This is a genomic window from Rickettsia rickettsii (assembly GCF_001951015.1).
GTDB classification, from domain to species: Bacteria; Pseudomonadota; Alphaproteobacteria; order Rickettsiales; family Rickettsiaceae; genus Rickettsia; species Rickettsia rickettsii.
The window spans coordinates 338,423-351,105 of the sequence record NZ_CP018914.1 but is presented as its reverse complement, the minus strand read 5'-3'; the positions used below and the strand labels follow the sequence as shown (position 1 = coordinate 351,105).

The following is a 12,683-nucleotide window of genomic DNA, read 5'->3' as shown; positions in this document are numbered from 1 at the left end:
GCAACACTCCACAAACTTATCAATAGACGTCTTACATAACGCAGCTAATAAAAAGAAATTTGAAGGAGACACGGAACGCAGAACCACAGCGTACACTTGACATGAGGATTCGAGTACCGGATCGACGTACAAATTACCTTTAGAAGCAATTTATGTAAGACGTCTAGTAAAATAAAACGGTAATTTTGCTTCTAACTTAATCTCTTGACCAAAAATTTTTTCAGATAAACATATATTATGAGCATGCAAGAACATATATTTACTATACGGCATTATTGCTTTATTACCATATTTATCATCTCCAAGTATCGGACAACCTAATAATTTAGCATGCAACCTTAATTGATGCATTCTACCTGTAACCGGCGTAAATTCAATTAAAAATAAGTTATTATCAAGTGATTTAAGTACTTTATAATAAGTAATGGCAAGTTTACCATTTTCACTATCAATATCAGTAATTTTAGGTGTACTTCCTTTACTTTTTTCTATATTACTTCTAACTTCGCCTACATTTTTAATTGGCTTCCCATAGGTTACGGCAAAATATGTTTTTACAACCAATTTTTCTTTAAAAGCATCATGAAGTTTTACACTACTTAAATAATTTTTGGCTATTAAGAGCAAACCGCTTGTTTTTTTATCTAATCTATGTACTAGCTTAAAATCAGTACCTTTATAATTCAAATATTTTAATGCAGAGTCAATAGATAAATTTATTTTAGTGCCGCCTTGAGTAGCAAGACCTGCAGGTTTATTTATAGCTATTAAATTATCATCTGCATATATCAAATAATCGGTAGTAATTTTCTTCGCTAGCTTAATTTCAGCGTCGGTAAAAACTAATTTTTCAGGTTGCTTAACAGGTAAATTAAACTTATCGTTAATAAAAATTTTATCGCCGCCCTTTACGCTTAAACTCGCTTCTGCTTTCTGAGAATTAACGGTAATTTGTTTTTGACGTAATGCTTTCTCTATTACTCCTTGAGTCAATAAGGGATATAGACGTTTTAAATATTTATCTAATCTAGAAGAAATAGGAGTATTGACATCGATGATCATATTTTTAATAAATTAGAAACTTTTTATTAAAAAATAGCACCAAATTATTACAGATAACAGGATTATAGCAAAAAGCTGATGTATAGAGGCAATTATTATAGGTACAGAGTATAAAAGAGTAATGATGCCGGTAGATACCTGCATAAATAATGCAATCATTAGAAAATACGCTATCTTATTTAATTTCGGATGCTCTATTTTTAATAAGCAAATTATCAAAACTACAACAACCAAAAATACGCTATAGCCGACTAAACGATGTATGAATTGTATAAAAACCGGATCATACCAATTTTTAAGATCAAAGAAATTATCTTTTATCTCCATCGGGATAAATCTATCATCCATTAGCGGAAAACTATTATATATCAGCCCTGCATCAAGCCCTGCAACTAAAGCACCTAAAAAAATTTGCACATATACTACAGTAATAGCAATACCGGAAAATATTAATGGTAATTTAAAATCTGTTTGTGACGGGATTAACAAAATATCACAACGATTTTTTATTAGTTGATAAAAAAGTATGTGATAAATAATTACGGCGATAATTAAATGAAAAGCAAGTCGAAAATGACTAACATACGGGCTATTCAACAAGCCGCTTTTAACCATATACCACCCTATAAAGCCTTGTACGCAAAATAACAACAAAGCAATTATATAAGGTAACATGTCACGATTTTTTATAACATCTTTAAAATAAAAATATATTACAGGTACAATATATATTAAAGCTGTAATTCTACCGAGTAATCGATGTATAAACTCTAACAGATAAATAAACTTAAACTGTGATAAAGTAATTCCGTAATTAACGGAGTTATATTCAGGAAAAGCTTTATATTTAGCAAATTCCGATTGCCAGCTTTCAAAACTAAAAGGCGGCAAAATACCGGTTACCGGACGCCACTCAACTATAGATAAACCAGAACCGGTAAGCCTTGTTATCCCCCCTATAACAATCGTCGCTATGACCATTATACAATTTATACACAACCATTTTGTAATTAAACTTTTCTGCACTTTTATTTTAAGTTTATGTTTTTTATCGCGTCATTACAGCATTGCTATGTCATCCCCGTGTAGGCCTTGTGGCGTGGATAGGTTCATCCCGCGACTTGATCGCGGGATCCAGCTAAAAATACTAATATTATTAGTATTTTTTATTATTTTTATGGACCCCGTGGTCAAGCCCACGGGGTGACATTAAGGATTACTGGATTCCTGCTTTCGCAGGAATGACATTATTATAGCCCTCAAATCAAGACTCTGCATTCTTTTCCGTATCTTCGACGGTATTAGAAGGACATTTCTTATTTGATGTTTTATTACGATATCTACGTTTTGTCTTTTTTGGAGCAGCTTGTGCTTCTTCTAAGCCGGCATTACTTTCTACAACTTTCACCTCTTCCACAACGCTTACGGTTTGCTCCACCGATTCTTCTGCCTCTAAACTCTTATCTTTTACTTCATTAGCAACATTATTACTATTATTAGCTGTTTTCCATTTATGTTTATTTTTGCGTAACTGTTCTTTTTTCAGCTCTTCTTCAGTATAATCGGAATTATGATTCTGAATTACCGGCTTAACAGAATTAAAATTATTGTTATTTTTCTTGAACAACTTCACTTTTTCAATCGAATAACTATCTGATGTAGCATGAGGATCGGAATAAAAATTAAGTTTTATATTATATTTTTCTTCAATAAATTTTATCTCAGCACGTTTATTATTAAGTAGATAAATAACTGAAACGATATTGGTAAAAACATTTATTACATCAATTCTTTCTTCAAAAATTTCATTCTCTATAGTACGTAAAATTAACATAGCATTAGCGTCACTTGCTCTAATGACTCCTTTACCGTTACAATGAGAACAAATTGCCGAATTAGTTTCTAAGAAAGAAGAACGTAATCTCTGCCTTGAGAATTCAAGTAGTCCAAACTGACTAATATTACCGGTTTGTATACGAGCACGATCACGACTTAAAAACTCTTTAAAGGATCGTTCAATAATTTTACGATTCTTAGCTTCGCTCATGTCTATAAAATCAACAACTATCAAACCTGATAGATCTCTAAGCTTTACTTGCTTTGCTACTTCTTGGGCTGCTTCTAAATTAGTTTTTAGTGCCGTTTCTTCAATATTTTGTTCAGAAGTTGATTTACCGGAATTTACATCAATTGCAATAAGAGCTTCCGTAGGATTAATAACGATATATCCTCCTGAAGGTAACGTCACTACAGGCTGATATAATTTAACTAATTGCTCTTCTACTTGAAACTTAGTAAATATAGGAGTTTTACTTTTATGCTCTTTCAGCTTTACAAGCTCTGAAGGTAATAAATCCTGCATAAATTTTGAAGCGTCTTCATAACCCTCTTGTCCTTGAATTACCACCTCTTTAACATTGTGATCGCACATATCACGTATGGTTTTACGTATTATACCATCTTCCTCATGAATAAAACACGGAGCCGGAAATTTAATAGTACTTTTACGAATTTTATTCCATAACCTTGCTAAATAATTATAGTCTTTCTTTAAATCTAAGGTGCTACTTCCTCTACCTGCGGTTCTAACAATGACGCTATAAGCATTTTTGTCACCGCTTACTATTTTATTTAAAATATCTTTCAGTCTTTTTCTTTCTTCCCCGTTTGATATTTTACGCGATATACCGTTTTGCGAACCTTTATTAGGCATTAAAACACAATATTTACCAGCCAAGGATATATAAGTAGTAAAAGCGGCGCACTTACTTCCTCGTTCTTCCTTAGTAACCTGCACTAATAATATTTGGTTTTTTCTTATTACTTCTTGAACTTTATATTGTTTATATTGCGGAATATTTGACTCAGGGGTACCGCTTTGAATCATTTCAATATCATCAGCCGCTTCTAAATTAAGTTCTGACTGGAATTTACTCTCTACTAAATCTTCTATGGTTTTTAGGTCAATTTCTTCACTATCAACCAAAGCATCATATATAGCAGCTGGTTTCTCTTTATCATCCTCAACCGTAATATTTGAAAGAGCTATTTCAGGAAAAGCATTAACCGGAAAATTTCTCTCCGAGGTAGGCAAATTGTAATAGTTAGGATGGATTTCACTAAACGGTAAAAAACCGCTTTTATCCATTCCGTACTCTATAAAAACAGCTTGTAGCGACGGTTCTATTCTTGTAACTTTTGCTAAATAAATGTTACCTTTATTTTGTTGTCTTACGGTTGTTTGAAATTCAATATCTTCTATATTGTTGCTTTGTCCTAATAAAACTACTCTTGTTTCGCTTGGAAAATTAGCATCAATTATAATCTTTTTATTCATTTATCTTGCTCACTAACTTGAAGAACAAATAATTAATATAATGCTTGTATCTTAAGAAAAATCATTGTTTATCTTGTATTAATTTATTTAAATAGATAATTTATCTATGAGTAAAGAGCAAAAATGAAATTCTAGATAAACTTCAAATAACACCTCTTTAAAATACTAAAAAATATATTATTATTTTTCTTACATTAAAATATTTTCATATTATTTAATTCATTAATTTTTTTAAAATTCAACAATAATTATATACAAATTACAAATAAGACTACCATACTTGATTAAAAGCTGATAATATAATAACTATCCATATATACTTAAAATAATGGAATTATGAATCTCTTTAATTTTTAAGATAATAATCTTAATCATTATAATTATGAGTTATATACCATGTATTGATGTTTAGCAAACACTTAATTTATGACTTTAAAAAACGATTACAAAACTATTTTTTTCTCACTTTTGGGAATATTTATTTTTTCCTGTATCAATGCTATAAATTTTTATAATTTTAAAATCTTTTTACTGCTAAATAAAAATCTAGGCGGAGAACAAATAAATCATATCAATCAAACTAAATTTATAGGTTCGATAATCGCAGGCTTTGCCTTAACACAGTTAATTAATAAGTTAAGTAATAAAAAAATTATTTTAATTAGCTTATCTTTATTAATTATTTGTACAATAAACCTAATTTTATTAAATAATTATACTCTAATTAAAATTAATTTTATTGTAATTAATTTTGGAACGTTTTCATATTTCACTTCTATAACATTAGACATTATTGAAAGTAGCAAAGAAAAGAAATATTTTTTTTTAGCTTGTATAATGTTGTTATGGGCGGGTGGAAACTTAATGGTAGATTTATTAAATCCATTTATAACACCGACAAATAATACTATAGTAATTTGTGCATTGTTATATTGTATCAATATACTAACCGAATTTCTGCATTATAATCCTACATCTCATAAATTAAATTTAAATTCCAAATTTTCATCCTTAATAAAAAATGTCGAATTACAATTATTGACAGGCTTCGTAGTTGCTTATGTCACCTTGGATATATTATGGTATTATGAAGCTTTTGCATTAAAGAAAGAATTAGTATTAATTAATTTAAGACTTATACTAAAATATATTTTTCTAGCAATATGTTTTTCTATAATTCCTATATGCTATATATTAAGCAAAGTAAATAAATATTTGGCTAATTTATCACTAACTATAATTCTGCTCGTCTGCTTTATTTTACTACCGCTTCATGGAACTAATAAAAACCTTAATATATTATATATAATACTAATCGGTAGTTGTTTAGGATCCATTTATATTTGCAATATTTTAATACTAATTGATAAATTTAGGGATTACGAACTTAGAACAGCTTTATTTGCGTATTTTTCAATGTGCAGCATCGGTACATATGCCGGAGCTTTATCATCTCATGTACCTTACGGCACTATTAACGGCAGTGATTTCTTATTTTCTGTTTTTGCCGTAGTCGGTAGTTTTGTAGCTTATCATTTTTGGTATTTTATTAAGTATACATTATATAGATTTTAATAAGACTTCTTACATCACTTGCTAATAAAGGTAATTTGTACGTCGATCCGGTACTCGAATCCTCACGTTACTTGCGGTGTACGCTGCGGTTCTGCGTTCCGTGTCTCCTGCAAATTTCTCCTTATTAGCAAGTGATGTAAGAAGTCTTATACTAAACATAGACGAAGCTCAACTTCAAAAAGAGCAAGGAATCCACAAGGTGAGGAGCGGCGCGTATACTTAATACGTAAATATCACAACTCTGGTAGGATGACACAGCCAATTTTGAAGTTCATCGAGTATATGTGTAATATTCTGTAACATAATATAACTTGTATAATTTGGCATTAAATATTAATATTTAAATATATTTTTACAATGCCTAAAATGCAGCAAAGTACATTATTAAAACCGGTTAGTTGTTACGGAATCGGGGTCCACTCAGGAAAACGTACCCAGTTAACTATAGAACCCGCTAAAGAAAATACCGGAATTATATTCATTAGAACCGATATATCTTCTGAAAATAATTATATTGAAGCTAGCTATTTCAATGTTTCCGATACCTTGTTATCTACCACTATCAGTAATGATCATAAAGTTCAAATTTCAACAATTGAACATTTAATGGCAGCACTTTGGGGATGCAGCATTGATAATGCAATTATTAAAATTGACGGTCCTGAAGTACCAATTATGGACGGCAGTAGTAAACCTTTTGTGTTTATGATTGAGTGTGCAGGAAAAAAATTACAAAATGCTCCTAAAAAATATCTAAAAATTTTAAAAGATATAAAAGTAGTTCATAAAGATTGTGAATTATATTGTACTCCTTCAGATCACATGACTGTAGATTTAACGATTGATTTTAGTAGTAAAGCTATAGGCAGACAAAATCTAAGTTTTAGGGATCAAGAATCTTTTACTAAAAATATTGCGGATGCTAGAACTTTTGGCTTTATAAGAGATGTTGATTATTTGAAAAGCAAAGGGCTTGCCCAAGGTGCCTCATTTGAGAATGCTATAGGAATAGATGAGCAGGATAAAATCTTAAACCCAAACGGCTTACGTTATGAAGACGAATTTGTTCGCCATAAACTATTAGATTTATTCGGTGATTTATATACCAACGGCACTAGCATTGTAAGTGCAATTAAAGGCTACAAAACCAGCCATGCTCTTAATAATGAACTATTGCATAGAATATTTAGCGATACTACCTCTTACAAATTTGTAACTAGCAGTGAGTTATAATAATCATTTCATATTGTTAAATTTCGCTTTCTTTTTTGCATCCTTTTTAAATTTTCACTTTTTGTCCTTTTTATTGCAGCATTATTAACTTTATCTTGATCCATAGCTTTAGTTAAAGGACTATATCCTTCGGCTTTACTAGGATTTTCATAAAATGGATTCATTACATTTTTAATATCTTTAACATAGCTCTCTTTGCTATTATCCATTGTTATTTTATTTTCTCTAAAAAATTCTTCTAAACCGTTTCTTTTTATTTCAGAATTAAAACTGCCTATTATTTCTCGAAATTTTTGTATTTTTTGGTCTTTATTCATACTCCAATAATTCTTATCCATTATTAATTTTTTTAAAGCTAATGTTTGCAATACTTGATTCTTAGTATAATTCTCTAATTGTTCTAAATTTTTATACATAGGAGTATCTTGTTTTTTATATTCTTCATTTATATTTAATTTAAATATTGCTTTTATTTCTATTTTTTCCTTTTCAGTAAGACCGTCGATAATTAATGATGCGGTCGTAACTACACCGTAACCCGTAGCTTTTAATATATCAAGCACATTACCGCTCGCACCTTTAATAATAGAAGCGGCCAAATTTGCGGCTCCACCTAAATTATTGCCAAATATTCGTCCTGTACTTTTCAATTTATTTACATTTAACTCATACTTATCTTGAGTAGCATCCTTACCTGCCGTTTGCGGCGTATATAATTCATTTGTCAAAATATCTTTTAAGCTCGGTTCTAATGATAATATATAATCTTGCTGATTTTTAGCATTTCTGTTATGTACTAATAAATTATTCTCTTTATGAAGTTTACACAAATCATGCACTTTCAAAGTCTCAGTTACAGCTTGAATTCCTAAGCTAACTCCTGAAACAACAGCTACAGCTATAATTATCGGTGATATAGGAGTAAAAAGTCCAGAAACTGTAATTGCTATAGAAGCTATGGAAACTGCATAACTTAAAGTATTGCTAAATAATATTTTACCGATTTTACTTTGTCTAAAACTAGTCCAATAAGATTTTAACTTATTAAATATTTTTCTAACCCTTGATTTTTTTGACATTTATTTTTCTCTCCAAAGAACAAATATTTTTATAAACTTTTCTTTTATTTATTTAATTAACTTCTCTTACAACTTAAATTATAGTATAAATTCTAATAAAAAAACAAAATAAATGTCTGGAAAAGAATTAAATAAAATTGTTGCAGCCATCTTATTTGCTAGTTTAATTGCTATGATGGTTGGATTTGTTGCAAATATATTATACAAGCCCACTCTAGAGTTACAACATCGCGGCTACAGCATTGCGGTTCAAGAATCATCAGCAAATCAAAATACTACCGCACTAGAGCAAGCACTGGTAAATATACCGGAATTAATGAAGACTGCCAACGCCGATAACGGTCGTGAAATAGCCAAGAAATGTTTAATGTGTCATTCTCTTGATAAAGACGGTCCAAATAAACTAGGACCGCATCTTTGGGATGTAGCAGGCAGACCAAAAGCGAGCATAGCAGACTATAAATATTCCCCTGCTCTATCAAAACTTGGCGGCGTATGGGATGATGATAGTTTATTTGCGTTCTTACATAAACCAAGTAACTATGCACCAGGAACTAAAATGTCCTTTGCCGGTATCTCAAAACCACAAAACATAGCTGACGTAATATTATTTTTAAAAACTTATGTTCATGATAAATAATTATCTCACCGAAATATGGTTAATAATAGGTATAATTTGCATAGTTGTTGAATTCTTTACAGTTCCAAGTATTGGATTCTTATTCTTTGGGCTTGGAGCGTTATCAAACACTCTTGTTGTATATAACTACCCTCTAGTTAACTTAACAAATCAAATAACATTTTTTGGTATATTATCACTTATTTGGTTTTGCATATTATATTATCCTCTTAAAAAATATGTTTATAATAAAACTGATAAAACACAAAATTACTCGGATATGATAGGCAAAACGGTAGAGGTTTATAGTGCTACAGTTTCTTCTGATACTATAGGACAAGTAAGATGGTCCGGTGCTATTATGAATGCTTACCTTGTGCCAAATGAAATCGATGCAAAAACAGGCAACCGACTTTTTATTATCGAAGTTAAAGGGAATGTACTAATTTGTTCTAGAGAAAAACCTAATAATAATTCTTAGCAAAATATTTCTAAATGATATTGCCCGCGTAAATACAAGTCCTCATTCAAGTAGGTATTGTTGCGTGGATCATTTTATGTCATTCCCACGGAAGCGGGAATGACACTAAATGCATTTTCCAGTCCAACACGGACAGCCTCTCTAAATATTCTCTTTAAACCAATCAAAAGCTTTTTTAAAGAAACTACTATTTGCATCAAGTCTAATATGAGCAAATTCTTTTTGCTGTTTTAGAGCATGAATTTTTAGCATTCCTATAGTTGCTGAATACATAGCCGGATTATAGTCTTCTATAAAACCGGCAATAATCTCCGGTTTACCGATTCTACTCTGTTTTTCAAAAATTTTATTTGAAAGCTCTTTAAGTCCTCTAAGCTGAGACCCGCCGCCGGTAATTACAACTCTCAAAACTTCAACCTGCCCTTTTGTTGCTTTATCATATTCGGCTTTTACCATTGATAATATTTCTTCGGCTCTTGCTCTTATTACCTCAGCCAATTTATAAATTGTTATGGAAGTATTTAAAGTATGATGAGTATCAACCTGAAAATCCTCCATATTTATAATACTATCTTTCTCAAATAAAGGTATCATTGCATTACCGTATAAAATTTTTAATTTCTCTGCCGTAACAAGATCAATACCAAAGACTTTAGCAATATCCGAGCTAATATGAAAACTACCTATATTTACATGCCCCGTATATATTAATTTACCGGCAAAAAAAATGCCGAAAGAGGTAGTTTTATCCCCCATGTCGATGATAAGCGAACCTAGATTTTTTTCATCATTCGTAAGACAGCTAATAGCAGAAGCATAAATTGCTAGAGTAATATTTGTGACTTCAACATGACATTTAGCGAAGCATTGTACAATATTTGATAACATATTTGAACTAGCAGCAATAATATGTAATTCACAACTAAGTTCTCTACCGTACATACCTATAGGATTCTCGACTGAATTATTATCAAGGGTAAATTCAAGAGGAAAATAATGAATAATGTCTTGGTTTTTAACTTTAAATTCAAGTAATGCTTTTTGTAGTAACTTTTTAATATCCTGCTGCGTTACGGTTTGCCCGTTAACTTTAATGGTATAATTAATATAATAAGATTTAGTGTCGGCACCTGATAACGATAATATAACTTTTTTTATATTTTTACCGCAATCTTTTTCAAGTGCGTAAATTGCTGAAACAATGCTAGTTTCAGCATTTTTTAAATCTGATATAACTCCTGATTTAATACCTTTAGAATGATGCAAATTTTGGCTAGCTACTTTAATTTCACCTTTTTTACTAATATAGGCAGCAATTACGGCAATCTTACTACTACCTAAATCAAGTGTAACAAAATTTGATATTTTCTCTTTCATTTTTTTATGCTTGTTATTCCAAAAACGTCATTACGCAAAGAATTACAAAGTAATGAGACGAAGCAAGCTCAGGATGCTTGACAAGAGTACCACGTCGAAACTACGTTTCTCTTCGCAATGACGATTCTCAGTACTTCTCTATATAATACTTATTCTTATCCCTTAAATCCAAAACCTTATAATTTTGGTTAAATAGCTTATTAGCTTTATTTAGTGCATCGACATATTTTAATGCTTCTTCAAACTCTTTTTCAGGTAACTTAATACTTATATTACCTTTAAGATTTAAATCCCACCTTCTATCTCCGAGTCTTACAGCAGCTGAAGTTTTATTCATTAATGCCGGATATTTCTGCAGCTCTAATACTAATGTACCTGCATAGATATTCGCCCCTTCCCCTACAACATGTAATAAATGAGGAAAAGGTTGAATATTTTTACTAATTTCGTAACCTTCTTCATCGACTAAGAAAAGCTGATTATTAATTTGCCAAATAGCAATAGGTTCTCTTTCAAATAATTTTATATATACCGTATTTGGTAATCTTCTACTGACATATACTTCCTTGATCCATTTATTTTTCTTTAAATTATTTCTAATTTCGTCTAATTTAAGAGCAAAAATAGGACTGTCCTTATTCGCATTTAAAACATTTAATATTGTAGGCTCATCGACATTTTGCTGTCCTTCAATGATAACATTCTCAAGTTTAAACCCAAGTTTTGTTGTTGTTTGGTATATATTTGTTGTTAAGTAGGTTTTTATGCCGGCAAAATATTTTGTAAAAACAAATAGACATACAAAGATAATTAAAGCAATCTTAAGCCCTAATATTGCTTTTTGGTAAATTAGTCCTAATTTTCGGCGTAATGAGATATTATTAGTTTTTTTTGTTTGTTTTTTTTTATTGGAGCTTGTTTTTTTTCTCATGATTCAAAGCTTGCCGTCTTTATAATTTCTTCAATTAAGTTAGTAAAATTTATCCCTGCATAAGCTGCAATTTCCGGCACTATTGATAAAGACATCATACCTGGGTGAGTATTTATCTCCAAAGCATATAACTTGTTTGTCTGCTCTTCTAAAATAAACTCTGCTCTAGCAGGACCTTTACAATTCATTGTTTTATAAATTTTTTCTGATTCTATAAGTAATTTCTCATATAAATTAGCAGGTAGCGGAGCAGGACAAAGATGATCAGCAAATCCTGCGGTATATTTAGTTTCATAATCATAGAAACGATTCTTTAGTAATTTAATCTCTAAAGCTCCAAGAGCTTTGCCGTTTAATACCGCTACTTGCAATTCTCGCCCTTTTATATATTGTTCTATTATTACCTGATCACCGTAAGGAAAATCATAATCGGCAAAGTTAAAATCGTCTTCTGCAAATATCACCTCAACACCAATACTTGAACCTTGCGTAAGAGGCTTAATAACGTACGGTCGTTTCATAGGATCATTTTTTATATTATCGCTTTTATTTACAACAATGCTTTCTGCCATATTAATATTATTCGTTAAAAACCAGATCCTAGAATGTATTTTATCGAATGCTAAAGCTGAAGATAACACGCCGCTATGAGTATAAGGAATCCGCATTATATTAAGTAATCCTGGTAAACCACCGTCTTCACCATATGTACCGTGCAGGCAATTAAACACGATATCAGGTTTTATTTCTTGTAATCTAACGGCAATATCCGCTCCCATATCAATAAAGGTAACTCTATATCCTAATTCAATTAAAGCTTTACTAACTCCTTCACTTGACACTAACGATACTTCACGCTCAGCAGACATACCGCCTGCCATTAATGCTATATGCTTTTTACCGGTACTACTTAATATTTTGACTATAGAGTGTTCTACCCAATGTGTTTGATATTTATGCACGTTTTTTCCTTTCTTATTAAATCCATT

Annotated in this window: 11 protein-coding genes and 2 pseudogenes; 5 read left to right on the top strand and 8 right to left on the bottom strand. The window is 30.7% G+C overall.

Going from position 1 to position 12,683, the window contains the following annotated elements; all coding sequences use genetic code 11:
- Nucleotides 1-40 precede the first annotated feature (40 nt).
- Nucleotides 41-169: pseudogene (locus BTU51_RS09050) on the top strand (palindromic element RPE1 domain-containing protein); the annotation flags it as partial.
- Here BTU51_RS09050 and BTU51_RS01970 read toward each other — a convergent pair.
- From BTU51_RS01970 to BTU51_RS01960, 3 genes are all read right to left on the bottom strand, one after another.
- Nucleotides 151-1,062, bottom strand: coding sequence for an RluA family pseudouridine synthase (locus BTU51_RS01970; RefSeq protein ID WP_012150558.1), 912 nt, complete (start codon nt 1,060-1,062; stop codon nt 151-153). The pseudogene BTU51_RS09050 and the gene BTU51_RS01970 sit on opposite strands and share 19 nt — an antisense overlap.
- 12 nt (nt 1,063-1,074) lie before the next feature.
- A complete protein-coding gene (locus BTU51_RS01965; RefSeq protein ID WP_012262286.1) occupies nt 1,075-2,088 on the bottom strand; it encodes a COX15/CtaA family protein in 1,014 nt (337 codons plus the stop codon).
- A gap of 238 nt (nt 2,089-2,326) precedes the next feature.
- Nucleotides 2,327-4,399: an Rne/Rng family ribonuclease gene (locus BTU51_RS01960; protein ID WP_012150556.1), complete on the bottom strand. Its 2,073-nt coding sequence runs from the start codon at nt 4,397-4,399 to the stop codon at nt 2,327-2,329.
- A 426-nt stretch (nt 4,400-4,825) separates the two neighbouring features.
- On the opposite strand from BTU51_RS01960, the gene BTU51_RS01955 reads away from it, so the two are divergent.
- Nucleotides 4,826-5,974 carry an MFS transporter gene (locus tag BTU51_RS01955; protein ID WP_012150555.1) on the top strand — a complete coding sequence of 383 codons (1,149 nt, stop codon included), beginning with the start codon at nt 4,826-4,828 and terminating at the stop codon, nt 5,972-5,974.
- Here the strand turns inward: BTU51_RS01955 and BTU51_RS09880 are convergent.
- Nucleotides 5,967-6,133: pseudogene (locus tag BTU51_RS09880) on the bottom strand (palindromic element RPE1 domain-containing protein); the annotation flags it as partial. The gene BTU51_RS01955 and the pseudogene BTU51_RS09880 sit on opposite strands and share 8 nt — an antisense overlap.
- Nucleotides 6,134-6,340: 207 nt before the next feature.
- On the opposite strand from BTU51_RS09880, the gene lpxC reads away from it, so the two are divergent.
- On the top strand, nt 6,341-7,207 hold the full coding sequence (gene lpxC, locus BTU51_RS01950; RefSeq protein WP_012719516.1) for a UDP-3-O-acyl-N-acetylglucosamine deacetylase: 867 nt from the start codon (nt 6,341-6,343) through the stop codon (nt 7,205-7,207).
- A gap of 8 nt (nt 7,208-7,215) precedes the next feature.
- Here lpxC and BTU51_RS01945 read toward each other — a convergent pair whose 3' ends face one another.
- Nucleotides 7,216-8,286: a hypothetical protein gene (locus tag BTU51_RS01945; protein ID WP_012262284.1), complete on the bottom strand. Its 1,071-nt coding sequence runs from the start codon at nt 8,284-8,286 to the stop codon at nt 7,216-7,218.
- Between the two features lie 112 nt (nt 8,287-8,398).
- On the opposite strand from BTU51_RS01945, the gene BTU51_RS01940 reads away from it, so the two are divergent.
- Together BTU51_RS01940 and BTU51_RS01935 are read left to right on the top strand one after the other, a co-directional pair.
- Entirely contained in the window at nt 8,399-8,926 is a 528-nt protein-coding gene (locus BTU51_RS01940; RefSeq protein ID WP_012150552.1) for a c-type cytochrome, read from the top strand.
- Nucleotides 8,910-9,386: an NfeD family protein gene (locus tag BTU51_RS01935; RefSeq protein ID WP_012262283.1), complete on the top strand. Its 477-nt coding sequence runs from the start codon at nt 8,910-8,912 to the stop codon at nt 9,384-9,386. The genes BTU51_RS01940 and BTU51_RS01935 overlap by 17 nt, the downstream gene beginning before the upstream one ends.
- A gap of 141 nt (nt 9,387-9,527) precedes the next feature.
- On the opposite strand, the gene ftsA is transcribed toward BTU51_RS01935, so the two are convergent.
- From ftsA to BTU51_RS01920, 3 genes are all read right to left on the bottom strand, one after another.
- Nucleotides 9,528-10,763 carry a cell division protein FtsA gene (gene ftsA / locus BTU51_RS01930; protein WP_012150550.1) on the bottom strand — a complete coding sequence of 412 codons (1,236 nt, stop codon included), beginning with the start codon at nt 10,761-10,763 and terminating at the stop codon, nt 9,528-9,530.
- 127 nt (nt 10,764-10,890) lie between these two features.
- Nucleotides 10,891-11,694, bottom strand: coding sequence for a cell division protein FtsQ/DivIB (locus BTU51_RS01925; protein WP_012150549.1), 804 nt, complete (start codon nt 11,692-11,694; stop codon nt 10,891-10,893).
- Nucleotides 11,691-12,656, bottom strand: a complete 966-nt coding sequence (locus BTU51_RS01920) for a D-alanine--D-alanine ligase (protein ID WP_012150548.1) — start codon at nt 12,654-12,656, stop codon at nt 11,691-11,693. The genes BTU51_RS01925 and BTU51_RS01920 overlap by 4 nt, the downstream gene beginning before the upstream one ends.
- Nucleotides 12,657-12,683: the final 27 nt, after the last annotated feature.

Coding starts and splice junctions, on each gene's coding strand:
- ftsA (WP_012150550.1), bottom strand. CDS start 10,763: ATGAAAGAGAAAATATCAAATTTTGTTACACTTGATTTAGGTAGTAGT.
- BTU51_RS01940 (WP_012150552.1), top strand. CDS start 8,399: ATGTCTGGAAAAGAATTAAATAAAATTGTTGCAGCCATCTTATTTGCT.
- BTU51_RS01945 (WP_012262284.1), bottom strand. CDS start 8,286: ATGTCAAAAAAATCAAGGGTTAGAAAAATATTTAATAAGTTAAAATCT.
- BTU51_RS01960 (WP_012150556.1), bottom strand. CDS start 4,399: ATGAATAAAAAGATTATAATTGATGCTAATTTTCCAAGCGAAACAAGA.
- BTU51_RS01925 (WP_012150549.1), bottom strand. CDS start 11,694: ATGAGAAAAAAAACAAGCTCCAATAAAAAAAAACAAACAAAAAAAACT.
- BTU51_RS01935 (WP_012262283.1), top strand. CDS start 8,910: ATGTTCATGATAAATAATTATCTCACCGAAATATGGTTAATAATAGGT.
- BTU51_RS01955 (WP_012150555.1), top strand. CDS start 4,826: ATGACTTTAAAAAACGATTACAAAACTATTTTTTTCTCACTTTTGGGA.
- BTU51_RS01970 (WP_012150558.1), bottom strand. CDS start 1,062: ATGATCATCGATGTCAATACTCCTATTTCTTCTAGATTAGATAAATAT.
- lpxC (WP_012719516.1), top strand. CDS start 6,341: ATGCAGCAAAGTACATTATTAAAACCGGTTAGTTGTTACGGAATCGGG.